This is a genomic window from Burkholderia sp. Ac-20365 (assembly GCF_017104715.1).
Lineage (GTDB): Bacteria > Pseudomonadota > Gammaproteobacteria > Burkholderiales > Burkholderiaceae > Paraburkholderia.
In genome coordinates this window covers 368,949-391,683 of the sequence record NZ_JAAGPI010000005.1, presented here as the reverse complement: position 1 = coordinate 391,683, position 22,735 = coordinate 368,949, and the positions used below count along the sequence as shown (strand labels likewise).

General features: G+C 62.4%; 21 protein-coding genes. 14 read left to right on the top strand and 7 right to left on the bottom strand.

Features of this window, described 5'->3' with window-relative positions:
• Window positions 1-36 precede the first annotated feature (36 nt).
• Window positions 37-3,321 carry an adenylate/guanylate cyclase domain-containing protein gene (locus G3O01_RS12875; RefSeq protein ID WP_346779177.1) on the bottom strand — a complete coding sequence of 1,095 codons (3,285 nt, stop codon included), beginning with the start codon at window positions 3,319-3,321 and terminating at the stop codon, window positions 37-39.
• 121 nt (window positions 3,322-3,442) lie between these two features.
• Window positions 3,443-4,783 carry a HAMP domain-containing sensor histidine kinase gene (locus G3O01_RS12870; RefSeq protein WP_205805108.1) on the bottom strand — a complete coding sequence of 447 codons (1,341 nt, stop codon included), beginning with the start codon at window positions 4,781-4,783 and terminating at the stop codon, window positions 3,443-3,445.
• 449 nt (window positions 4,784-5,232) lie between these two features.
• On the opposite strand from G3O01_RS12870, the gene G3O01_RS12865 reads away from it, so the two are divergent.
• The 12 genes from G3O01_RS12865 (at window position 5,233) to G3O01_RS12810 (ending at window position 15,106) form a co-directional block, all read left to right on the top strand.
• Window positions 5,233-6,108, top strand: a complete 876-nt coding sequence (locus G3O01_RS12865; RefSeq protein ID WP_205805107.1) for an AraC family transcriptional regulator — start codon at window positions 5,233-5,235, stop codon at window positions 6,106-6,108.
• Window positions 6,109-6,194: 86 nt separating this feature from the next.
• Window positions 6,195-7,094 carry a PhzF family phenazine biosynthesis protein gene (locus G3O01_RS12860; RefSeq protein ID WP_205805106.1) on the top strand — a complete coding sequence of 300 codons (900 nt, stop codon included), beginning with the start codon at window positions 6,195-6,197 and terminating at the stop codon, window positions 7,092-7,094.
• Window positions 7,091-7,573 carry a RidA family protein gene (locus tag G3O01_RS12855; protein ID WP_205805105.1) on the top strand — a complete coding sequence of 161 codons (483 nt, stop codon included), beginning with the start codon at window positions 7,091-7,093 and terminating at the stop codon, window positions 7,571-7,573. Before G3O01_RS12860 ends, G3O01_RS12855 begins: the two co-directional genes overlap by 4 nt.
• Before the next feature lie 75 nt (window positions 7,574-7,648).
• Window positions 7,649-8,401: a transporter substrate-binding domain-containing protein gene (locus G3O01_RS12850; RefSeq protein ID WP_241023893.1), complete on the top strand. Its 753-nt coding sequence runs from the start codon at window positions 7,649-7,651 to the stop codon at window positions 8,399-8,401.
• The gene (glnP, locus tag G3O01_RS12845) at window positions 8,398-9,054 is read left to right on the top strand and encodes a glutamine ABC transporter permease GlnP (protein ID WP_205805103.1); all 657 of its coding nucleotides are present in this window, start codon (window positions 8,398-8,400) and stop codon (window positions 9,052-9,054) included. Before G3O01_RS12850 ends, glnP begins: the two co-directional genes overlap by 4 nt.
• Complete coding sequence (gene glnQ / locus G3O01_RS12840; RefSeq protein WP_277403026.1) at window positions 9,051-9,779, top strand: glutamine ABC transporter ATP-binding protein GlnQ; 729 nt, start codon at window positions 9,051-9,053, stop codon at window positions 9,777-9,779. Before glnP ends, glnQ begins: the two co-directional genes overlap by 4 nt.
• Window positions 9,780-9,823: 44 nt before the next feature.
• The gene (locus tag G3O01_RS12835) at window positions 9,824-11,008 is read left to right on the top strand and encodes a serine hydrolase (RefSeq protein WP_205805101.1); all 1,185 of its coding nucleotides are present in this window, start codon (window positions 9,824-9,826) and stop codon (window positions 11,006-11,008) included.
• 153 nt (window positions 11,009-11,161) lie between these two features.
• Window positions 11,162-12,007 carry a YkgJ family cysteine cluster protein gene (locus G3O01_RS12830; RefSeq protein ID WP_205805099.1) on the top strand — a complete coding sequence of 282 codons (846 nt, stop codon included), beginning with the start codon at window positions 11,162-11,164 and terminating at the stop codon, window positions 12,005-12,007.
• A 54-nt stretch (window positions 12,008-12,061) separates the two neighbouring features.
• Entirely contained in the window at window positions 12,062-12,781 is a 720-nt protein-coding gene (locus G3O01_RS12825) for a DUF1223 domain-containing protein (protein WP_205805094.1), read from the top strand.
• 232 nt (window positions 12,782-13,013) lie between these two features.
• Window positions 13,014-13,580, top strand: coding sequence for a carboxymuconolactone decarboxylase family protein (locus tag G3O01_RS12820; protein WP_205805092.1), 567 nt, complete (start codon window positions 13,014-13,016; stop codon window positions 13,578-13,580).
• 141 nt (window positions 13,581-13,721) lie between these two features.
• Window positions 13,722-14,393, top strand: coding sequence for a peroxiredoxin-like family protein (locus G3O01_RS12815; RefSeq protein ID WP_205805091.1), 672 nt, complete (start codon window positions 13,722-13,724; stop codon window positions 14,391-14,393).
• Between the two features lie 65 nt (window positions 14,394-14,458).
• The gene (locus G3O01_RS12810; protein ID WP_205805089.1) at window positions 14,459-15,106 is read left to right on the top strand and encodes an SDR family oxidoreductase; all 648 of its coding nucleotides are present in this window, start codon (window positions 14,459-14,461) and stop codon (window positions 15,104-15,106) included.
• Here the strand turns inward: G3O01_RS12810 and G3O01_RS12805 are convergent.
• From G3O01_RS12805 to G3O01_RS12795, 3 genes are all read right to left on the bottom strand, one after another.
• Entirely contained in the window at window positions 15,083-16,015 is a 933-nt protein-coding gene (locus G3O01_RS12805; RefSeq protein ID WP_205805086.1) for a LysR family transcriptional regulator, read from the bottom strand. The two genes, G3O01_RS12810 and G3O01_RS12805, sit on opposite strands and share 24 nt — an antisense overlap.
• A gap of 159 nt (window positions 16,016-16,174) precedes the next feature.
• The gene (locus G3O01_RS12800) at window positions 16,175-17,290 is read right to left on the bottom strand and encodes an alkene reductase (protein WP_205805085.1); all 1,116 of its coding nucleotides are present in this window, start codon (window positions 17,288-17,290) and stop codon (window positions 16,175-16,177) included.
• Window positions 17,291-17,553: 263 nt separating this feature from the next.
• Window positions 17,554-17,868 carry a helicase gene (locus G3O01_RS12795; protein ID WP_205805083.1) on the bottom strand — a complete coding sequence of 105 codons (315 nt, stop codon included), beginning with the start codon at window positions 17,866-17,868 and terminating at the stop codon, window positions 17,554-17,556.
• Window positions 17,869-18,182: 314 nt separating this feature from the next.
• Here G3O01_RS12795 and G3O01_RS12790 point away from each other — a divergent pair, with 314 nt between their 5' ends.
• Together G3O01_RS12790 and G3O01_RS12785 are read left to right on the top strand one after the other, a co-directional pair.
• On the top strand, window positions 18,183-19,481 hold the full coding sequence (locus tag G3O01_RS12790; RefSeq protein ID WP_205805079.1) for an MFS transporter: 1,299 nt from the start codon (window positions 18,183-18,185) through the stop codon (window positions 19,479-19,481).
• A 51-nt stretch (window positions 19,482-19,532) separates the two neighbouring features.
• Window positions 19,533-20,315, top strand: a complete 783-nt coding sequence (locus tag G3O01_RS12785; RefSeq protein WP_205805075.1) for a substrate-binding domain-containing protein — start codon at window positions 19,533-19,535, stop codon at window positions 20,313-20,315.
• Window positions 20,316-20,355: 40 nt separating this feature from the next.
• Here the strand turns inward: G3O01_RS12785 and dctA are convergent, their stop codons facing one another.
• Together dctA and G3O01_RS12775 are read right to left on the bottom strand one after the other, a co-directional pair.
• Window positions 20,356-21,654 carry a C4-dicarboxylate transporter DctA gene (gene dctA, locus G3O01_RS12780; protein ID WP_205805073.1) on the bottom strand — a complete coding sequence of 433 codons (1,299 nt, stop codon included), beginning with the start codon at window positions 21,652-21,654 and terminating at the stop codon, window positions 20,356-20,358.
• Window positions 21,651-22,619: a LysR family transcriptional regulator gene (locus G3O01_RS12775; RefSeq protein WP_205805065.1), complete on the bottom strand. Its 969-nt coding sequence runs from the start codon at window positions 22,617-22,619 to the stop codon at window positions 21,651-21,653. The genes dctA and G3O01_RS12775 overlap by 4 nt, the downstream gene beginning before the upstream one ends.
• Between the last annotated feature and the right edge of the window lie 116 nt (window positions 22,620-22,735).

Sequence of the window (22,735 nt, the reverse complement as noted above, 5' to 3'; positions counted from 1 at the left end):
TGCGTCACGTACGATGCCGTCATCACGAACACGCCGTCAAGCCCGGTTTGTGTCGCCCGCGATCGCAGCATCGATCGCCGGAATCAGATGAAGAAATCCCAGTGTGCGGCCCTCTTCCTTGAGGCGCCGCAGTCTCCCAAACGCTTCGGGATCCCGGTTACCCCTTCCGAGCGCAACGAGCGCGCGCGCCCGTGCCACAATGAACGCGGAAAACGGCGATGGCTCGCGACAGGCGTACGCTTCAAGTGCAGCAGCATGTTCTGCAGCCATGTCCCAGAGTCCACGCTCGATACAGGCCTCGATTGCGTCGCGTCGAAAGAGCAGGTGATTGTGGCTCACCGCGCCCGCGGCGAGCAGCGCTTCTCCTTCTTCGAAAGCGCGCTCGAAGACGGCGGCGTCATCGGTCACGCGTGCAAGCGTGGCCAGATAGGACGCACCGAGGTAGGCCATGCCCGTCTCAGCGCTGATCGCCAGTGCCTGTGTAATATCGTCGAGCGCCTCTCGCCTGCGCCCGGCGACCCGATGCAGTTCTGCACGAAGCGCAAGCGCCTCGCCTTCGAAGCGCCGCGATTTCAGTTCGCGTGCACAGTGTAACGCTGGCCCGACGTGCTCCCACGCGCGATCCCACTGCGCGAGATCGTGCAGACAATGCCACGCGGCATGATGAGAAACCGCCAGCGCCCGCAGATGCCCGACCTTCTCCGCCGCAGCAATGCTCGCCAGCGCCGCGTCGAGACCCGTACTCGTCTTGCCGGCGAACCACGCAGTAATCGCACGCATCGGCAGATTGGCGACCTCGATCCGTCCAAAGCCATGCCGCTGACACAGCTCGATACAGAGGCTAAACGCATTGTGCGCGCTGATCATCCTGCCACGCAGGTATTCACCATCCCCGAGGCCTCCGAGCGCTGCCGCCTCCTGTTCGTAATCATGCGCCTCCCGCGAACAAGCGAGGCTGCGTTCATGCTCTCGCACGCAGCCATCGCTGTCGCCTCGCGGAAAACAAAGATTGCCGCGCAGAAAGTGAATGCGTGCCTGTTCTTGCAACAGGCGCCCTGCTGCGGCCACGGCCATCGCGCAGTCGAGATCGGCCCACGCACCGTCGAGATCGTCGATGACCCGCTTCACCGTGGCGCGTCCAATCCATGCGTGACAGCGTTCTGCATCGGTTGTTGCGGCGGCGAGCGCCGTTTCAAACGCTTCGAGTGCTAACGTCATCTCACCCATGTCATGCCGGATGTTGCCCCGGAGTAGTTCGAGTTCGACCCGGTCGGCACGGACATCAGTCAATTCCAGCCCCCGTTCGACAAGCCGAAGTGCAAACTCGTAGCGATAGCGAGCGACCTGCAAACGCGCCGCGTCGCAATAGGCGCGAGCCGCGTCACGGTCGACGGCCCGATCGAGATGTTCGGCGCGCAGGACGGCATCGCGTGGTGCAAACCACTGCGCGGCACGTCGATGCAACTCGCGGCGTTGGCTCTTCAACAGCCCGTCATAGATGGCGTCGCGAATGAGCGCATGATGGAAGACAAATCCGCTGTCCTGTCGACGCAGCAGGCCAGCCGTCACCATCGGCTCCAGCTGCACGTCCGCGCATTCCAGAATATCGCTGATCGCCTCCTGCTCGAAGAACTGGCCGAACACGGACGCCGCACGCAAGACCGTCTTGTCGACAGGATCGAGTCCATCCAGCCGCGCCTGCACCAGACTCTGCACTGAACCCGGCACGCCCGTTTCAGCGCTTCTTCCGGTATTGCTGAGAAGCTGTTCGAGAAAGAGCGGATTACCCGCGGCCCGCTCGACACAACGCGCCGCCAGATCGGTTGCACAGGAAAACGACTCCGCCATGAGACAGGCGTCGGAGTCGCTCAAAGGACCAAGATCGAACAGCGAGCACGACGCGTTGTGCGCTGCGGCCAATGCCAGGTCGGGGGCATCGCTCTGCGGGCGCGTTGTCATCACCAGCACAGTCGCGCAATGTGCCGCAGCCTCGCCGAGTTCGCTCAGGTCCTGCAGCGTCGACCGGTCTGCCCAATGAATGTCCTCAACGATAAGCAATCGAGGCCGCACGTGACTCGCGCGCTGCACTAGCCGGGCCATCGCATCCTGCCGCCCTCGGACGCGCATCGCGTTGTTCATGGCTTCATTGACCACGCGATGTTCAGGCGGCTGCGGCACGTCGAGCAGGTCGTTGAGGAATAGCCCGTCATCAGCATCCGCGAGACCGTCGGCGATGCGCTTCAGTAAAACGGACGCGGCTTCCTCGCCACTCGTATCGTCGAACGCGAGGAGCCCGCGCACGATTGACCGGATCGCGTCGCGGCCGCCTCTCGAACCAAAATCCAGCACGAACGCCGTGTGACTCGCAAAGCCCAGCCCGCTCGCCTCACGCTGGAACTCCTCGACAAGACGCGTTTTTCCGATACCGGGCTCGCCCCGCACGAGAACCACGCTGCCGCGTCCGGTCTCGCAGCAGGATTCGAGTGTCGCCCGAAACTGACGCAGTTCGTCGCGACGACCGACCAGCGCCCGGTTGGCACATGCACGCTGAAGGCCGGTGAGGCGCCACACAGGGACGGGCTCGGCGAAGCCTTTCACGGCAAGCACACCCCGTGCTTCGCACACGATGCGCCCGGCAAGCGGGCGCCACACCGATTCCGATACGAGGATTTCGCCCGCTGCAGCCGCGTCGGTCAGACGCGACGCGAGGTTGACCGTCTCGCCCGTCACGGTGTACTCACGATGTACCGCACTGCCCGTGCCGCTTGCGACGACCTGCCCAACCGCAATGCCGATGTGAATCGACAGAGGGCGGGCGAGCGTCCGTGACAGATCCGGCATCTCGTCGATGATCGCCAATGCCGCCCGCACCGCGCGCTCCGTATCGTTTCCCCGTGAACGCGGCGCGCCGAACACCGCCATCACGCAATCGCCAACATGCTTGTCGATGTGTCCGCCATGCCGCACCACGATATCGTCGACCCGATCGAAGAAGCCGCCGAGTACGACAAGCAACTCTTCCGGATCGAGTGTCCGGCTCAGGTCTGTATAGCCGCAGATGTCGGCGAAGAGTACCGCGACCTGCCTGCGCTCGTCCGCTGGTGCGACAGGCCGGTCATCAGACGCCTGTGGCTTGGACGACATCGTTGCGATCGACGCCAGCAGCCGCTTGCGATGCCCCAACGAGCGCACGCCGAGTTCCTTCAGATCTGCATCAGTGAGCTCGCGAAGCGTTGTCGCGTCGATATCGTTCTCGGCAAATGCCTGCGCGTACTGGTCGAGCCCGACCCCACGCAGCCACAGTTCGATATCCATCGTCATCACTGGAACCTGTTTCCCGTTCAGCGCTTATGACATACAACGAAGCTCGCCTCTTCAGTTTAGGTTGAAATGGACCTGCGGGGCCGTACAGGCACATACAAGGGCGGTCATTCCCATCTGATCAAACGTCGACACTGACCGTCGAGCACGAGGGCAAAGCGATGGTCGCGATCAACCCGCTTCGGCCGTCGCGCCGGTTTTCAAGTGAAATCGAACCGCCGTGTTTCGTAACGACCGACTTTGCGATCGACAAACCCAGGCCACTGCCTTCGACGGTTGCGGCACTCACCCGAAAGAAGCGATTGAATACGCGGTCGATCGCGTCTGCCGGAATGCCCGGCCCGGTATCGGTGATACGGATGACCGCATTTGTCTCATCCACAAATACATCGATATCGACCCATCCATTCGAGGGCGTATAGCGCAGTGCATTCTCAATGAGATTTCTCACCGCAATGCTCAATTCCTCTGCGTTCGCGTCCACGAGCGCGGCGTCGAACCGCTTGACGCCCATGTCGATCGAACGCTGGTCAGCGACTGGAAGCAGATCGGCGACGAGCTTGCGAACGGTATCCCGCACGTCAAGCACCTGGACTGCCACGTCCGGGCTGCGTTGTGCATCGGCGCGGGCAAGCTCAAGAAGTTGCCGGATCATCGAAGCCGCGCGGGCCGCCACCTCGCGCAGTTCACGCAAACGCTCGCCGCGCGAACGCGGATCGTGCGCGTTCGCGAGATTATCGATACCCAACTGCAAAGCGGCGATCGGAGTTCGCAGTTCATGCGCAGCGTCGGCGATGAAACGTTTTTCTCCATCGATGCCCGCCTGCAAGCGCGCAATCATGCGGTTGATCGAATCGGCGAAGGGCCTGACCTCAGCCGGTACGTGCGATACATCGAGTCGCGCCAGGCAACCAATGCCAACCGTTTCCGCATCAGCGCTTGCACGTCTCAACGAAGCGAATGCAGCATTGACGACCAGCGGGATCGCGATCCATACGAGCAATATCAGGCAAACGGTCGGCACCAGACTTTCGAGCGCCGCGCGCCCTGCGGTCTGCTCTCGAAACGAAACAGGCTGGCCGACCTGATACGTCAAGCCGTCTGCATCTTTTCTAAGCGTGTATAGCCGGTAGCGATGACCATTGATCCGCTCCACTGAAAACCCGCTCGACGCGTCCCGATCAAAAGTTACCTCGGGGTCGGTATTATCGGTCGGCACAGACAGCCCCTGCTTCCATATTTGCCCGACAAACCCATCGATCGAATGCTGTGGCGGACCCTTCGTGCCGATCGTACCCACCTTGCCAGCCGAGAGCCAGACCGCTGCGCCTTGCAGATGCTGGTCGAGCAATTCGTCGATATGCCTCATCGAAAACCAGTACGAGGCGCAGGCATCGGCGGCGCCGACGACAGCGAACAGCACGATCAGTGTTCTGATTATTCGACTCTTTAGCGATCTCATGCCGTAGGCTCCCATTTATGCCGGGCATCTCGGCCCTTCTGATCCACTCGTTTGCATTGCCCCAATAGCTAGCGACGATCGGTGGCATACCCCGGCATCCTCAGTTCGCCCGGTGTTTGGCAACGGATCGTCGCTCCATCTCTTCCAGCACCGATCGGCCGCAGGCGCCAGGATTCGCCTGGACGTGCTTCAGCGTACGCCAGCAAAATTACGTGAAAATTAGCTGTCGACGGGTAAATAGGGATCAAGTGGTTCGCCGCCAGCAGAGACATTTGCTCCCGAAACACACGGCTTGGAACAGCCTGAACGTGGCGTCGGTATTTTGCGCTGGTATCCTTCCCGGATGCCATCCATGCTGTGCCCGTCTGTCGCCCGCTCCATGCCGCAAGGGGTTTCAATCGCAAGCCGGTCGCAGCATGATCCTCTTCTGAAGCGCGTGGAGTATCGCCATGCTACGAACGTTCACCCAGCTCTGCCAGCCAGCCAACAAGGCACTGCTGGTGGCCGCCGACGAAGGCCACGCGACGCTCACCGGCAGCGGCACCTACGCGATGCCATGGCACTGGCACGACTGCCTGATGTTCATTCTGCCCGGTCAGGGCGCCGTCGAACTCCGCCACGAAGACCGGCGCGCGGGCACGTGGCTGTCTCAGGATCGCTTCGCGGTGGTGCCGCCAGGGCGCGCTCATCAGACCCGTGCCGGATGCGCCACCCATACGCACGTAGCCGTCTACGTAACGGGCGATGCGCTGCACAAGCTCGACACCGGGGTCGGCTCGCTCAGCGAATTCCGCCGACGCACGCGCACGCCGATCCTCGTGCGAAGGACGGCCGCGATTCGCGCGCTGCAGGAACTCTCGCAACGTAACGACATGGCTGCCTATGGCAGCGCGGCAACCCGCCAGGCCTTGTCGTCGGCCTTGTTGATGCAGTGCATCGGCGAGGTCATCGCCGGGAAGACCGAACCGGGAACCTCGCCGCGCGAGCACGGCATGGCGCTGGTCGCCGACATTGAAGCCTTCGTGGCCCGCCACGCCGACCAAGAGATCCCGCTCGACATGCTGGAAGAGCGCTTCGGCGTGTCCCGGCGTCACATCACACGTCTGTTCCGCGAAAAGTCGGGACGCTCGATCGGCGAGTTCCAGCAGCGCGCGCGTTACGACAATGCCTGCCGCCTGCTCGCCGAAACGGATCTGCCGATCGGCGAGGTCGCGTTCCGCGTCGGCTTCGAAAGCGGCGCGGCCCTCGCGCGCGCGATGCGCCGCGTCGGCGGTGATTCGCCTTCCGGCATGCGCGCAAGGATGGCCCGTTCGGTCAAAACGTAGGGCCCGTTCGAACGCGCGGCGCGGCGCCGCTCCCCGTAATCTGACCGGACAGGAACACATCCCCGGTCAGCGGGGCTCACGCCGCCATGTCTTTGCGCCACCCAGTCGAACTCGTCAGCGTGTTTGCCGCCGGTCCCGGCGGCGGCAACCCGGCGCCCATCGTCATCGACGCCGCCGGCATGTCCGACACCGAAATGCAGGCCGTCGCGCAGCACTACGGCCACGAAAGCGGCTTCGTCCTGCCGGCCCCGCCCGGTTCCGGCTGCGATTACGAATTCCGCTTCTGGGTCCCGAACCACGAGATGTCGATGTGCGGCCACGCCACCGTCGGCGCCGTCTGGCTGCTCCATCAACGGGAACGTCTGCAGCATGACCGGCTGACCCTTCAGACGCGCAGCGGCCGGGTCGCGGTGCGTATCACTGGATTCACCGATCAGGGCGCTGCCGTCGAAATCTCGCAGCCCATGGGCCGCGTCGAGCCACTGCCGCAGCCGCAGCTCCACCAGCACGAGATTCTCGACGCGCTCGGCATCGACAGCGCGCAACTCGCGCCCTTGCCGATCCAGAACGCCTGCACCAGCCGGGTCAAAACGCTGATTCCGCTTGCCAGCCCCAGCGTGCTCGACGCCCTTCAGCCGCGCTTCGACAAGATCGAGGCAGTGTGCGAGCGGATCGGCTCCACCGGCCTCTACCCGTACGCGACCTTCGATGCCGGCCGGCAGATCTTCGACGCCCGCCAGTTCCCGCGCGCGTCAGGTTATCCGGAAGACGCAGCCACCGGTATCGCGGCCTCCGCGCTGTCGTTCGGCCTGCTCGCCAATGGCCAGGTGGAAGCGTCCGCGCGCACCATCACGATCCGTCAGGGCCGCGCGATGAAACGTCCATCGCAGATCTCGGTGCGATTCTGTATCGAGTCCGGTCGCGTAGACGGCTGCTGGCTCGGCGGACCGGTCTGTTTTGAAACACACGTCGGGGCGCCGTCATGAAGATTCCGGTCGCGCAGCGCCTGTCGCAACTGGGTATGACATTGCCGCCTGCGCCGTCGCCGCGCGGAGCCTACACAGGCGTGGTGATTCATCGCGACATTGCTTACGTGAGCGGCCAGGTTAGCCGGGTCGGCGAACAGGTGATCGCTGGTCCCGTCGATAACGCAACGCCACCAGAGGTGATCCGGCACGCCGCTCAGACCTGTGTGCTGCGCGCGTTGAGCGCACTCGCGGCGGCGCTGCCGCCCACTACGTCAATCGAACGCGTTCTCTTTCTGCGCGGCTTCATCAACGCCGTGCCGGACTTCGCGAACCACAGCCAGGCGATGGATGAAGCCTCGTCGCTGCTGCATGAAATCTTCGGCGACGAAGGGCGGCACGCGAGATCGGCAATCGGCGTTGCCAGCCTGCCTGGCGGCGGCTTGCTCGAAATCGAACTCACTGTGTCGCTGACACAAGTGGGTATGCACGCAACGTAGCGCAATGCCAAACCAGGACGCCGGATAGCCCCGGAAGCGGCGGATCCAGCACGATCATTCAACGTGGAGAAAACCATGAATCGCCGTCAATTGCTGCAACTGGGCCTCGCAGCCGGGCCCGCCATCCTGCTGTCCCGCTCAGTCCGGGCAGCCGATGCCGAACTGGTGGTCGGCTCCAACGTGGGCGCCCCGCCGTTCGCGTTCAAACAGGGCGACAGCTATTCCGGCTTCGACGTCGAGGTCTGGAGCGAAGTGGCGAAGGGACTGAACCGGAAATGGCGCCTGCAACCCATGGAGTTCGGCGCCCTGATTCCGGCACTTCAGACCCACAACCTCGACGTGATCGTCTCGCAGCTCTTTATCAAGCCGGAGCGTCAGCAGGTTATCGATTTTTCGACGCCGTATTACAAGAGCGGTCTGATCGCGTTGACGCGTATCGACAACACCAGTATCCGCACGCCCGCCGACCTTGCGGGAAAGCGCATCGGCACCGAGACGGGCACGGTCGCGGTCAACTACATCAAGGATCACATCAAGGACGCGACGCTGGAACAGTTGCCTAGCATCAACAACGCGTTACTGGCCCTGGAAGCGGGCCGCACCGATGTCGTCGTCTATGACAAGCCGCAATTGCTCTACTACGCCAACACGACCGGGAAAAACAAGGTCCGGGTGATTCTGCCCGCGCTTGAGGGTCTCGACGTCGGCATGGGCTTCCAGAAAGGCAGCCCGCTGGTCGCAGCCGCTAACGTCCAGCTCGCCGCCATGAAAGCCGATGGCCGGCTCGATGCGCTCAACCGGAAATGGTTCGGCGAGGCGTCGTCATGAACTTTGACTGGGCGGCGCTCATTGCCGCATTGCCGGACCTGCTGCAAGGACTTCGGTTGACCTTGCTGATTGCGCTGACAGGACTGGCGGGCGGCGTCGTGCTCGGCGTCATCGCGGGCGTGACGCTGACCTACGGCAGTCAGGCCGCAGCGTTTCCGGCGCAGATGTATGTCGCCTTGATTCGCGGCACGCCCATCGTGGTTCAGGTGATGTTCGTCTACTTCGCGCTGCCCATCATGATGAACATCCGCATCAGCGCGACCAGCGCCGCCATCATCACGCTGATCGTCAATTCCGGCGCGTATAACGCGGAGATCATCCGCGGCGCGCTGCAGGGCGTACCGGGCGGATTGCGCGATGCTGGCATGGCGATGGGGCTGCCATTTCATACCACGCTGGCTCACGTCATCGCGCCGATCGCTTTCCGACGTGCGCTGCCGGCGATGGGCAACCAGTTCGTCAATCTGGTCAAGGACACCTCGATCTTTCTCGTCATCGGCGTCGGCGAACTGACGCGCAGAGGACAGGAAATCATGGCCGAGAATTTTCGGGCGGTGGAAATCTGGACCGCCGTCGCGATCATCTACCTGCTCGTCATCAGCCTGCTCGCGCTGGGTCTGCGAGTGCTCGAACGGAGAGTACGCCTGCCATGAGCATGATCGAATTTCAGCAAGCCTCGAAGCGTTTCGGCCAGCACGTCGTGCTGCATCCGCTCGACCTCACGATCGAACGGGGCGAAGTCGCAGTCATTGTCGGCCCATCCGGTTCCGGCAAATCGACGCTGCTTCGCTGTATCAACGGGCTGGAGACCATCAGTTCCGGCGATCTGCGCGTCGACAACATCAGCGTGCTGGGTTCGGCCCGCGACGTCAGGCGTATCAGGCTCGAAGCCGGCATGGTGTTCCAGCAGTTCAATCTGTTTCCGAACCTGACGGCAATGCAGAACGTGATGTTCGGGCCGATCCGCGCACGCCACCAGACAAAGGCCGAAGCACGCGACATCGCCAGCGCGCTGCTGGAAAAAGTCGGCCTCTCGCAGCGGATGCATCACTATCCGTCGCAGCTATCCGGCGGCCAGCAGCAACGCGTGGCCATCGCGCGTGCGCTTGCTGTGCAGCCCAAGCTGATGCTCTTCGATGAACCCACTTCGGCACTCGACCCCGAATTGCGCCAGGAGGTTCTCAAGGTCATGCAGACGCTCGCTTGCGAGGGCATGACGATGGTCGTCGTCACGCACGAAATGGGCTTTGCACAGCGCGTGGGTTCCCGCCTGCTGTTCATGGAAGCCGGCCGTGTCGTGCATGACGGCAAGCCCGCCGAGATGCTGTCCGCGCCGCCCGGCGAGCGCTTTCGCGAGTTCCTTCAACACGTTCACTGACCTCGTGCAATTCACGCTCGCAACAAGAGGAGTCTGCAGTCAAGATGAACCCGTCACGTTTTGAGAACGACTACGGCTTTCGCCGCGACAGTGTCCGGCACGACAACTGGCGCGAAGCTCCGTGGAATGTCTGGGCCTTCCGCCATGTCCACGAGATCATTCCGACCGCGCGCATTGCCGCGACGCCGGGTCTTGCCGAAGAGCCTGAAGTCAGTGCCGACGCGCTGACGGAACGCCAGTTCGTGGTGAACGGCGAACGTCGCACGGTCGCGCAGATCCTGCAGCAGACCTCGACCGATGCCATTGCCGTGATGCGAGGCGGGCGTTTCGTCGCCGATTTTCATGCGCCGCACTTTACGCTGCAAAGCCGCCACATCCTGTTCTCAGCCAGCAAGTCGGTCGCTGGCCTGCTCGCCGGCGTGCTGGTCGGTGACGGTCTTCTGGACCCTGACGCCCCTGTCGCGCACTACGTGCCGGAGCTTGCGCGTTCTGCCTTCGGCGACGCTCGCGTCAGGCACGTGCTGGACATGCGGACAAGCCTCGCGTTCAACGAGGACTACCTCGATCCGAATGGCATCTATGCGCGCTATCGACGGGCAGGCCTGCTGGACCCACGGCGCGATGGCGAGCAGCCGGAGACGGTGATCGATCTGCTCGCGTCGTTGCCCAAAGGCGACGGCGAGCATGGCGGCCCGTTCCATTACTGTTCGCCCAACTCGGATGTGCTCGGCCTCGTGATCGAGCGCGCGTCGGGCCAGCGTTACGCCGACTTCGCGTCCACGCGCCTGTGGCGGCCGCTGGGATTACGGCACGACGGATGCGTCACGGTGGACATCGCGGGCACGGCGCGCTCCGGCGGCGGCTTATGCATGACCGTGCGGGATCTGGCGAGAATCGGCGAACTGGTGCGTCTGGGCGGCAAGGTTGGCGAACGCAGGCTGATTCCGGCCGACTGGATGACCGATACGCTGACAGGCGGCAGCGTCGAGGCATGGCGACAAGGCACCTTCTCGACGTGGTTGCCGAACGGCAAGTATCGCAACAAGTGGTACCAGGTGGGCAATGCCAGCGGCGCGTGCTTTGCGATCGGCATTCATGGCCAGTGGCTCTATGTCGATCCGCTACACGAAACGGTCATCGCCAAGTTCTCGTCACAACCTCAACCGACCAATGACGAAACCAAGCTTCTGAATCTCGCACTGTTCGAAGCGATTGCGGCGATGGCGTGAGGCACGCATTCTGGCCGCGTGTACCCGGCGTGCTGCCCTTCTCCAATGACTGGCGGCGCCGCGAAACGCAAAATCTCTCTACTGACGTGTAACCGTCGCAACCTGGCCGGCGAACTAACTTGACAAGCCAACTTCCGTTCGCCGAGCCTGTCAATGCCCATTCACTTTGCTTGCACCATGTGCGGCCGTTGCTGCCATGATCTGCGCCTCCCGCTCGCCATTGATGAAGCGCTCGACTGGATGGAGCGCGGCGGCGACGTGCAACTGTTTTGCGACGCGATCGTCTGGCCTGAAGATCCGCCACAAGCAGACATGCTCGCCCAGCACCGACGGCGCCGCTCATTCGCCGCGTACAGCGGGACGTTGCCAGTACGCGTCACGGTGACACTGGTTGCCGCGTTCGCAGGGCCGTGCCCAAACCTTCGCCCGGACATGTCTTGCGGTGCTTATGACCGGCGCCCACGCGTGTGCCGCATCTATCCCGCCGAGGTCAATCCGTTCGTGCCGCTAGACCCGGCCGCAAAGGCCTGTCCTTCCGACGCGTGGTCCGACGCGAATCCGGTGCTCATGCATGGGGGCCGGATCGCGAATGCGGACACAGCGGCACTGGTTGCCCAGTCGCATGAGGCCGACGAACGAGACCGTGTCGCCAAAACGCATCTTTGTGCACTGCTCGGATACGACACCGCCGCCCTCGCCAATGAAGGTTTTGCGGTCTATGCGCCCACACGTCTTCGCCTCGTCGCTGCACTTCGTGAGGTGCAGGAGGCGGGTGCGTCGCTCAACGACGTGCAACCACGCTCATCGCACCCGTGGCACTTCATGACGAATCGCTCGACGACACTCGCGACGCTGCAGTCGATCGGCGCTAGCGCCAGGCAGGAAAAAAGCTCGTCCGACCCGGCGCACACCCCGGGATACCTGGGCTTCTTTGACGATGACATCGGCGACAGCGATCAATGGAACTCACCGGCCGCCTCGGGTCCGCTTCAACCGTAACCCACTCGTACTGGCGAGCGAAATAGCCAGCACATCTGTATCTGGAGTCAAGACATGCTGCCCCGTTCTCTCATTGCCATCATTGCAACTGCTGCGTCGCTGCTTGCCTCACATGCATTCGCCGCCGGGTCGCGCCCAGTCGTTGTCGAACTGTTCACGTCGCAGGGCTGTTCGTCGTGCCCGCCGGCCGATCGCTTTCTGTCCGAACTGAGCGATACACGGACCGACGTCCTGCCGCTAGCGTTTCACGTCACATACTGGAATCAGCTCGGCTGGAAAGATCCGTTTTCTTTCGATGGTGCCGATGCACGTCAGGCCCGCTACGCCCAACGGTTTCGCGACTTCGAGTACACGCCGGAAATGGTGATCGACGGCAAGGCCGAGGTGGTGGGATCAAATCGTAGCGCAGCCAGCGCGGCCATCGACCACGCCAGGTCCGCCGGTGTGACGGCCGCTCCGCTCGCCGCAACACTTGGAGATGGCGGAGTTTCGATCTCCGTTGGCGCGGGCACCGGACACGCGCACGTGCTGCTGATCGGTTACGACACCCGTCACGTCACCGCGATCGGACGGGGCGAGAACGCAGGCCATACGCTCACCGAATCGAACGTCGTGCGTAGCATGGTTGTCATCGGGCAGTGGTCTGGCGCCGCGCTAACCTTGCGTGCCGACGCCGTCGCCGGAGAGCGGCAAGTGGTGCTGCTTGAGGACAACGACGGTGCAATTGTAGGCGCCGCACGGGTTGTCGATGCACATGTCACGCCCGCCCGATGAGTCACGCGGCGTTGCTCTCCAACGCCATTATTCGTAAGCGCTGCCTGAGTCTCAGCCAGCGGATCGGCGACTCTCTCCGCTGAAACGGGTGCTATGGGTCGACATCGCCAGTTCGTCGATCCGCCCCTCGCTTTATGCCTGCCAGGAATGACTGTTATCGACGTCACCTGTCTTCTTCGCACGGGACCCGACCTTCATCATTTGCTCACCGTCAACCAGCAGGAGTTAAACGATGAGCACCTTCCCGACATACACGATCGACAATGCACCGGCCGCATCGAAGACGAGCCTCGAAGACACGAAGCGCGCCTTTGGTTTTGTTCCCAACCTGCAGGCGCATATGGCGGAGTCGCCCGCGCTGCTGGCCGGTTACTCCGCCTTGTGGGACCTGTTCTCGAAAAGCACGCTCACCGCGCACGAACAGCAAGTCGTCTACCTGACTTCCAACTTCGAGAACAACTGCCACTACTGCATGGCCGGTCACAGCACGCTTGCAAAGATGATCAAGATGGATGCGGGCGTGATCGCTGCACTGAGGGCGGGCACGCCGCTACCGGACGCAAAGCTCGAAGCGCTGCATCGGTTCACGACGTTGGTCGTGCGTGAACGGGGTTTTGTCCCGGATGCTGAGGTCGACGCGTTTCTCGCTGCGGGCTATACCCGTCAGAACGTGCTCGAAGTAATCCTGGGCGTGGCGACCAAGGTAATGAGCAACTATACGAATCACATCGTCCACACCGAACTCGACGCCTTCATGGCCGGTAACGAGTGGACGAGGCCGGTTGCTGAAGCCGTCTGAGCCATCCTCGGGAGTCCAGCGGATTCCCCTCGCATTTCTGCGCCGACGCAGCCACCGCGATGTCCACGGCATCACTGCCGCTTCACAAACGGCAGCGTCCGCAAACTGATATTCATCAAACCATCTCAAGGAAGAACGCTCATGTCACTGCAAGACAAACTCGACGCATTCCGTGCCGACTTCAAGGCAGGCAAACCGCCGTATCACGCTCCGCCGGAAATCCATCCCGTGATGGAGCGTGCCACTGCCGAACTGGTCGCAAGCGGACAGGCGCGCCGCGCAATCAAGGCGGGTGATCGCGCACCTCATTTCAACCTCAAGGATCAGGATGGCAATGACGTATCGTCGGCGGCGTTGCTCGTGAAAGGACCGCTGGTCGTGACGTTCTATCGCGGCGTGTGGTGCCCGTACTGCAATATCGAATTGCAGGCGATCAACGAAGTGCTGCCGCAGATTCAGGCCTATGGCGCGAACGTCGTGGCGATCTCGCCGCAGACGCCCGTCAATAGCCGGAAGTCGGTGCGAACCAACGAACTGGGCTTTCCGGTGCTGAGCGACGTGAATGGCCAGACGGGCGCCGACTTCGGACTGCGCTTTGCACTACCCGACTATCTGGTCGAACTGTACAGGAACCTGAAAAACGATCTGCCGGCCTTCAACAATGATCCGAGCTGGACCCTGCCGATGCCCGCGCGCTACGTCATTGGGCAGGATGGCATCGTGCTGTATTCCGAGGTCAACCCGGATTACACGCGCCGCCCGGACCCGTCGGACATGTTCCCTGTGCTCGAAAAAGCGGCGGCGAACGCCTGAGCTTCACTGCCTGCCGCGCCGCGCCCACCCCGTGGGCGCGGCGTTTCAATTGACAAGGACTTTCCATGACACAGCGTACATTTCTCGTGACGGGTGCGACCAAAGGCATCGGCCTCGCGCTGACAGAACGGTTACTCTCCGACGGCCACCATGTCGTCGGCCTCGCGCGCGAAGCAAGCGATTTTCCGGGCGAACTGGTCCGCGTCGACCTGGCCGACCGCGTGGCGACAGGCGCGGTGCTCGACGAGCTTACGCGTCGTCATTCGTTCGACGACGTCCTCGCACTGAATCTCCATCCGGCCGTGCAAACCGTGCAGGCGTTGCTTCCCGGTATGCGGGCACGCGGCTGGGGACGGGTCGTCAATATTTCCAGCCTGACGATACTCGGCATGACACAGCGCACAGCTTATGCCGCAGCGAAAGCGGCAATGGTCAGTTTCGCGCGCTCATGGGCACTGGAACTGGCCGATACCGGCATTACCGTCAATGCCGTCGCGCCGGGACCGACCGAGACCGAGCTGTTTCGGGCCAACAATCCACCGGGAAGCGAGGGCGAGCAGCGCTATCTGTCCGCCGTACCCATGGGCCGCTTCGGCCAGCCCCATGAAATTGCCGCGACGATTGCGTTTCTGTTATCTGATGCGGCTGCTTTCATGACCGGTCAGACACTGTACGTCGACGGTGGTGCGTCAATCGGCAAGCTGGGTTTCTGAAGGCGTACCGCCCCTGCTGCCAGCAGAGACGCCTAGTATTTCCTCCACGAAGGCGACGAATGCGCGCGCCTTCGCACTCACCAGACGTCCAGCAGGAAAGACCGCCCACAGGTCGATCGAGGGCAATTCCCAGTCGGTCAGGACGGCCTGAACCGTGCCATTCGCAAGCTCAGGAGAAAACATCCACTCCGATGCGATCGCGAGGCCCACACCGCCAAGCACCGTTGTGCGCACCCCCTCGGCTGCGCTCACGCTGACGCGCCCGGACACGACCACGGCCACCTCCTTGCCATCCTGGCTGAACGCCCACGACTCACCGCCGCCTCGCAACGAATACACGACGACCTGGTGCTGACTCAGGTCCGCAGGCGTCTTTGGAACACCCGCTTCGGCAAGGTAGGCGGGCGTGCCGATCACCCGTCGACGGCTCTGCGCGATGCGGCGTGCAGTCATGGTCGAATCGTCGAGCGAGCCCATGCGAAAAGCGACATCCACGCCTTTTTCGAGTAGATCAATGGTGCGATCGTCCAGCACGATGTCGATCTGCAGATCAGGATGTCGATCCAGAAAGGTCTTCAGTGCCGGCAGGATATGCAGACGTGCAAACGTCACCGCCGCGCTGACGCGCAGCACGCCGGACAGTCCAGTGGACGCGTCGCGCGCAACCTGCTCTGCAAGATCCACTTCTTCGATTGCGCGCCTCGCGTGCTCGTAAAACCGCTGACCCGCGTCGGTGGGTGTCAGGCCACGTGTCGAACGCAACAGGAGTCGCACGCCGAGCCGCTCTTCGAGTTGCGCAATCGACTTCGAGACTGCCGGCTGGCCGAGTTTGAGCCGCTTTGCGGCCGCCGAGAATGACCCGGCCTCCACGACACTCACGTATGTTTCCATTGCCGCCATCCGGTCCATGCCGATGTTTCTCCATGAAGGACGCGAAGTCCACGGTTGTAGCGAGGATATACCCGGCAGCAAGTCTATCGGTTTTCGCCATCGCCACCCTGTGCAGAAACAGATCGGCCCGCTGCAGGCAATCCTGCAGCGGGCCGGCTTACTGCACGCGCGTCCGGTTCAGATAACCGGCGCTGCGCCGTAGAACGCATAGTCGGTGTAGCCTCGCGCGTCGCCGCCATAGAACGTCGACCGGTCGTAACGGTTCAAAGGCGCCCCGACGCGCAGTCGCTCGGGCAGGTCTGGATTGGAGATGAAGAGGCGGCCGAATGCTACGAGATCGGCATCGCCTGCTTCGATGATCCGATGCGCGCTGTCCGGCGTGAAGCCGCCCGCCGCGATGAGCGTGCCCGCAAACACGCGCCGCAAGTCTTTCGCCGTCACCGCCGACGCCGCTGCATCGACGTCTTCATTACCGCGCACACGTGGCTCGACCACATGCAGATAAGCCAGCCCGTAGCCATCCAGGCGACGCGCAACATAGCTGAACGTCGCATGCGGATCGCTATCGGACATCGTGCCGTATGAGCTTCCGGGCGAAAGACGAACCGCGATCCTGTTGGCGTCCCATTCCGAGGCAATCGCATCGAGCACCTCGAACAGAAAGCGCGCGCGGTTCTCGAGCGAGCCGCCATATGCATCCGTGCGTTGATTCGTGCCGTCCTGCAGAAACTGGTCAGGCAGATAGCCATTGGCCGCGTGCAGTTCAACGCCATCGAACCCGGCCTGCCTTGCAAGCGCTGCGGCGTGACGGAATTCTTCGACGACGCGCGGAATCTCCTCTAGCTCGAGAGCACGCGGCAGCACCTGTTCGACTTCCGTCACCTCACCGTCCGGGTCGTGGATCGCCGAGTGCTCGTAGGAGCGCAGAGCAGAAGGCGCGACCGGCACTTCTCCGCCGATGTTGGCGGGGTGGGCCTGTCGTCCCGCGTGCCACAGTTGCAGAAAAATGCGTCCGCCCTTTGCGTGGACGGCGTCGGTCACGCGTCGCCAGCCGCGTGCCTGCGCTTCCGTGTAGATCCCCGGTGCGCCGACGTAAGCGAAGCCGAGCGGCGACACGGATGTCGCGTCGGAGATCAGCAAACCTCCTGCCGATGCCCGCTGCGCGTAGTAATCGACCATCAACGTGCCGGGAACGTTCTGCGCTTCGGTACGCATCCGGGTGAGTGGCGCCATCACCACACGGTGGCTGACTGGATAGGGACCAACGTGGGTCCGGGTGAAGAGTGCGTTCATTGTGCGCTGCCTGAAAAAGGAGGAGAGACCTCCGGATCTTCAGCGCAAGCGCGAATCTGCAGAAGACAGCACCGGGCGATATCTGTCATTCCCGGACGGAATAGCCAGCGGTACGTGAGTGAGGCAGGCGGTCAAAGAAGTTGACCCTCTAGCTCGTATGACGGGCAATCAATCTCGCATTCAGTCGAAGGCGACACCCACCCATGCGGAAATCGGCCACATTCGGCTGTCGAAGACAACCGGAAAGTTGATTGCCTCGTAGGCTATGCGTCTTTCAGCCACGGCATTTCCACGGGTGACACCACCAGTTGTCGGGATTCGCGCTTCAAATCGAAGATGAATCCGACCAGAATCATGGAATCAGCGTAAGGGATCGGGAAAACGTTCGGATTGTCTGTCGCGCGCAGTGGGTGCGCGGACGTGTCCACCGCCTTCACGGCGTTGTCGCGCACGCTTTCGAGCTCGTCCGCCATTGCCTGCCCACTCACTTGCACGACCCGGATACGCAGATCGCTGAAGGGTTCGATGCGCGCCCCGTCTTCGTTGTATTCGGGCACTTCATAGATGAACCACGACATTTGCTTCTCCCAGGAAAAAGGGCGCTATTCTAACAGTCGGCGTGTTTGATCATCTCCCGACCACCAACCCTACCGCTCCGTTCATTCGACGTCAAACGACGGCAACGCAGCTTGCTGCGGAGTGAAGCGGACCGTCTACCAATCCGCCTTGTTGCTGACGTAAAACGCAATAGCCCCAGCGTCTCCGATTGATAACCATCGTGCATCAATCGTTCTAAAAATTGCACTTATTGTTTTGCACGATCCGGGCGAACATTCCTGAAACGACAATCCGCGGAAGCTCCGCGTATTTCAAGGATTCAGGAGACACTTTGATGCACCCCTCATCCCCTACCCGATCGCCCGGACAATCGAAGGCTGCCGCGGTATTTCGCGTCACGGCCGGGAATTTCCTGGAGCAGTTCGACTTCTTCCTGTTCGGCTTCTACGCCACGCAGATCGCCAACGTCTTCTTCCCTTCCGCCAGCGAATTCGCCTCGCTGATGATGACCTTCGCAGTCTTCGGCGCCGGATTCCTGATGCGCCCGCTCGGTGCAATCATTCTCGGTGCGTATATCGATGATGTCGGCCGCCGCAAGGGGCTCATCATCACGCTGTCCATCATGGCAAGCGGCACGATCCTGATCGCATTCGTGCCGGGCTATGCCACGATCGGCGTGCTGGCTCCCGCGCTCGTGCTGATCGGGCGCCTGTTGCAAGGCTTCTCCGCCGGCGCGGAACTGGGTGGCGTGTCGGTTTATCTTGCCGAGATGGCCACGCCCGGCCGCAAGGGTTTCTTCACAAGCTGGCAATCGGCCAGCCAGCAGGTAGCGATCGTGGTCGCCGCGGGCCTCGGCTTCGCGCTCAACCAGTCGCTGGATTCGGCAACCATCGCCGCCTGGGGATGGCGCGTGCCATTCTTCGTCGGCTGCATGATCGTGCCGTTCATCTTCATGCTGCGTCGGAATCTGGAAGAAACGCAGGAATTCAAGGCGCGCAAGCATCGCCCGACGATGAAGGAAGTCTTTCGCACGCTCGCGCGGAACTGGGGCGTCGTGATCGCCGGCGTGATGCTGGTCGCGATGACCACCACGAGCTTCTATCTCATCACGGTCTATGCGCCGACCTTCGGCAAGACGGTTCTGCATCTGAGCACCGCAGACAGCCTGCTTGTGACGCTGTGCATCGGCGTGTCGAACTTCGTGTGGCTGCCGATCGGCGGTGCACTCTCCGACCGTATCGGCCGCCGCCCGCTATTGCTCGGGATGACCACGCTCGCCATCGCGACCGCGTATCCGGCGCTGTCCTTTCTTGCTCACGCGCCGAGCTTCGTGAATATGCTGCTCGTGCTGCTGTGGCTTTCGTTCATGTACGGCATGTACAACGGCGCGATGGTCGTCGCGCTGACCGAAGTGATGCCTGTCGAAGTGCGTGTCGCGGGTTTCTCGCTCGCCTACAGTCTCGCGACGGCGGTGTTCGGCGGCTTCACACCCGCCATCGCGACGGGGTTGATTCATATGACCGGCGACAAGGCCGCGCCCGGCATCTGGATGAGTTTCGCCGCCGTGTGCGCGCTGTGCGCCACGCTCGCGCTCTATCGCCGCCACGCGGTGACGCTGAACGCGGCACAGTGAGACGCCTGATAACTCACTTCCTCTACCTACGTATCCGAACGACCCTGATCCATGAAAAATCTCCTTGGCAAGCTGTCCGCCGCAGCGCTGATCGCGCTCTCGGCTCTGGCAGCGAACGTGCAGGCTGCTGAACTTCAGGTCATGAGTTCCGGCGGCTTTACCGCTGCGTACAAGCTGCTCGGCCCCCGCTTCACGTCGGCGACCGGCAATACGCTCGACACCATACTCGGTCCTTCGATGGGCAAATCGCCTGAGGCGATACCCAATCGCCTCGAACGGGGCGAGCCCGCCGATGTCGTGATCATGGTCGGCTACGCACTGGACGATCTCATCAGGCAAGGCAAGGTCGTTCCCGGATCGCGCGTTGAACTCGCGGACTCGCGAATCGGCATGGTTGTGCGTGATGGCGCACCGAAACCCGACATCAGCTCGATCGAGGGACTCCGACAGACCCTGTTGCACGCGAAGTCGATTGCCTACTCTGACAGCGCGAGCGGTGTTTATATCGAGCGCGAACTGTTCAAACGGCTTGGCATCGAGGAGCAGGTCGGGCAGAAAGCGAAGATGATTCCTCGGATTCCCGTCGCGTCGGTGGTGGCAAACGGCGACTACGAAATCGGCTTTCAGCAGGTCAGCGAACTGTTGCCGGTAAAGGGCGCGGCCTTCGTCGGCAAGATTCCCGAGTCCCTGCAATCCGTGACGCGCTACGCCGCCGGCATTCCGGTTGGAGCACAACATCCGAAGGAAGCGAAAGCCCTGCTCGACTATCTTGCGTCGCCAGAAGCACAGCCCGAAGTGAAATCGACTGGCCTCGACTCCGTGACGTCGCATTGACTCGCGAGACGGACGGCGCGCCGCGCGCCGCTTTCCTGTCTCAGCCCGAAGTATTCGTTGCAGGGTCGTCGACATTGGGCGGCGCGGGGGCGCGCAACATCGCCGAGAGACGCGTCCGGTCGCACGCGCCCTCCCACATTGCGACCAAAATCACCGCGCATGCGTTGCTGATCACACTCGTCAACGCACGCGCCTCCGACATGAACCGGTCGATCCCGACCAGCAGCGCCACCCCCGCAACGGGCAGATCGGGAATCACCGTCAAGGTCGCGACGAGCGCCACGAGCCCGCTGCCCGACACGCCAGCCGCGCCCTTGGACGTGATCAGCATGACGGCGAGTAACAACGCGATCTGCGTGCCGGAAAGCGGTACATCGCACGCCTGCGCAATGAACACCGACGCAAGCGTCAGATAGATCGCGGTGCCGTCGAGATTGAAGGAGTAACCTGCGGGCAGCACGAGTCCCACAATTCCTCTATCGCACCCAAGCGCCTCGAGCTTTACGATCAGGCGCGGAAGGACCGGTTCAGTCGACGAGGTCGCAAGCACGATCACCAGCTCTTCACGCAGGTAGCGCAGCAACCGCCACAGCGCGAAGCCGTGCAACCGCGCGAGCGGCGCGAGAACCAGCACGACGAACAACGTGCACGCCACGTAGAACGACACCATCAGCATGCCGAGCGAACCGACCGAGCGGATGCCGAAGCGCCCCACGGTGAACGCCATTGCGCCGAACGCGCCGAATGGGGCGAGCCGCATGATCATCGCGAGGATGCGGAAGAGCACATACGCAATGCTTTCGATAAACGCCAGCACCGGCCGTCCCGCTTGCGGACAGGCGTTCAGCGCGAAGGCGAAAAGCACCGAGAGCAGGAGTACAGGCAGCACTTCGCCGCTGTCGAAAGCACCATACATCGTGTCGGGGATCACGCTGAGCGCAAAATCCACGAGGCCGTGCGGCTGGGTGTGCTTGACGTAGAGTGACAGGGCACTCGTGTCCAGATGATGCACATCGATATGCATGCCCGCACCGGGGCGCAGTAGCCAGGCGGTCGCGAGGCCGAGTGCAAGCGCAAGAGTAGTCAGAAAATAGAAGAGTGCGAGTGCCTTCAGGATGGTACGTCCAACCGTCGTTCCATCTGCGAGCGACGTGATGCCAGAGACGATCGTGCAGAAGACGACGGGCGCGATCATCATCCGCACCAACCCGACGAATGCGTCGCTCAGAGGCTTGAGTTGCGTTCCCGCTTGCGGCCAGTAGTGGCCGAGCATCATGCCAAGCACCATACCTAGCAAGACCTGCACATAGAGCAGCCGGAGCGGCCACGCGAAGGTCACGATGCAGTTTTCCTTCTGGTGGTCGGCTTTCTTCCGGCGTCACCGGCCTCGGCTTCGCCCGTCCCCATGCCTCCGCGCTTCATCGCCATGATCATGTCGTAGAACTGCTGCGCGGCCGGCGTGAGTGACCTGCCGCGCCGCGTCACGATCCCCACTCGCCGCTTTACCACGGGATCGACCAGCGGGACGCTCGTCAGCACATGATGTTCGCGACCCGGCATGGCCATCGAAGGCACCGCGGCGACACCGAGCCCCGCCTCGATCAGACCCAACATCGTCGTCACATGGCGCGTCTCGACCACGCTTGGCGCACGAACCGACACGGCGGAAAGCGCCTGATCGAGCAACATTCGATTGCCAGAAGTCTTGTCGACGGACACATACTCGTGTTCGTAGAGCTCGTTCCATGTGACACGCTTTTTGCGCGCCAGCGGATGGTCGCGCCGGCACGCAACAACGAAGCGCTCCTGCAACAGGACCTTGAACTCGACCTCGGACTCCTGGCTTCCCAGAAAGCTCACGCCGAAGTCCGCTTCGCCGCTGATGACGGCGCCAAGCACTTCATTGGCGCTGGTGTCGAGCAGCTTGACCCGGATGCGCGGAAAACGGCGGTGATAGCTCGCGACCACGTTCGGCAAAAAGTAGTAGGCGACCGATGGCACGCAAGCGATCGTCACGTGACCCAGGCGACTCGACGACACGTCGCGGATGCCGAGCAGAGCAACGTCGAGATCGTCGAGCAGTTGCTCCGCACTCGGTGCGAAGACGCGACCGATCGTGGTCAATGTCACGCTGCGCGTCGTACGGTCGAAAAGCCGCACGCCAAGGGCTTCCTCCAGCTTGTCGATACGGCGGCTCAGCGCCGGCTGGGAGATGTTGACCGACTCAGCGGCCTTGCGAAAGCTGCCGAGTTCCACGACCGCACGGAAGGCCTGCAAGTCATTCAGGTCGAAGTTGACGCCCACGAGCCATCCTCCGTGTTGCTGGTCAGTGAATTTCGGATCATTGAGAAATGCGGTGTCTCATTCTTTCAGGGGTAAGGGCCTCTGTGCGGATTGCCCTAAGCTCGCACGCAAGACGA

Bases quoted from the DNA above. Each gene is read 5' to 3' on its own strand.
- G3O01_RS12875 (WP_346779177.1), bottom strand. From the start codon at position 3,321: ATGACGATGGATATCGAACTGTGGCTGCGTGGGGTCGGGCTCGACCAG.
- G3O01_RS12870 (WP_205805108.1), bottom strand. From the start codon at position 4,783: ATGAGATCGCTAAAGAGTCGAATAATCAGAACACTGATCGTGCTGTTC.
- G3O01_RS12865 (WP_205805107.1), top strand. From the start codon at position 5,233: ATGCTACGAACGTTCACCCAGCTCTGCCAGCCAGCCAACAAGGCACTG.
- G3O01_RS12860 (WP_205805106.1), top strand. From the start codon at position 6,195: ATGTCTTTGCGCCACCCAGTCGAACTCGTCAGCGTGTTTGCCGCCGGT.
- G3O01_RS12855 (WP_205805105.1), top strand. From the start codon at position 7,091: ATGAAGATTCCGGTCGCGCAGCGCCTGTCGCAACTGGGTATGACATTG.
- G3O01_RS12850 (WP_241023893.1), top strand. From the start codon at position 7,649: ATGAATCGCCGTCAATTGCTGCAACTGGGCCTCGCAGCCGGGCCCGCC.
- glnP (WP_205805103.1), top strand. From the start codon at position 8,398: ATGAACTTTGACTGGGCGGCGCTCATTGCCGCATTGCCGGACCTGCTG.
- glnQ (WP_277403026.1), top strand. From the start codon at position 9,051: ATGAGCATGATCGAATTTCAGCAAGCCTCGAAGCGTTTCGGCCAGCAC.
- G3O01_RS12835 (WP_205805101.1), top strand. From the start codon at position 9,824: ATGAACCCGTCACGTTTTGAGAACGACTACGGCTTTCGCCGCGACAGT.
- G3O01_RS12830 (WP_205805099.1), top strand. From the start codon at position 11,162: ATGCCCATTCACTTTGCTTGCACCATGTGCGGCCGTTGCTGCCATGAT.
- G3O01_RS12825 (WP_205805094.1), top strand. From the start codon at position 12,062: ATGCTGCCCCGTTCTCTCATTGCCATCATTGCAACTGCTGCGTCGCTG.
- G3O01_RS12820 (WP_205805092.1), top strand. From the start codon at position 13,014: ATGAGCACCTTCCCGACATACACGATCGACAATGCACCGGCCGCATCG.
- G3O01_RS12815 (WP_205805091.1), top strand. From the start codon at position 13,722: ATGTCACTGCAAGACAAACTCGACGCATTCCGTGCCGACTTCAAGGCA.
- G3O01_RS12810 (WP_205805089.1), top strand. From the start codon at position 14,459: ATGACACAGCGTACATTTCTCGTGACGGGTGCGACCAAAGGCATCGGC.
- G3O01_RS12805 (WP_205805086.1), bottom strand. From the start codon at position 16,015: ATGGACCGGATGGCGGCAATGGAAACATACGTGAGTGTCGTGGAGGCC.
- G3O01_RS12800 (WP_205805085.1), bottom strand. From the start codon at position 17,290: ATGAACGCACTCTTCACCCGGACCCACGTTGGTCCCTATCCAGTCAGC.
- G3O01_RS12795 (WP_205805083.1), bottom strand. From the start codon at position 17,868: ATGTCGTGGTTCATCTATGAAGTGCCCGAATACAACGAAGACGGGGCG.
- G3O01_RS12790 (WP_205805079.1), top strand. From the start codon at position 18,183: ATGCACCCCTCATCCCCTACCCGATCGCCCGGACAATCGAAGGCTGCC.
- G3O01_RS12785 (WP_205805075.1), top strand. From the start codon at position 19,533: ATGAAAAATCTCCTTGGCAAGCTGTCCGCCGCAGCGCTGATCGCGCTC.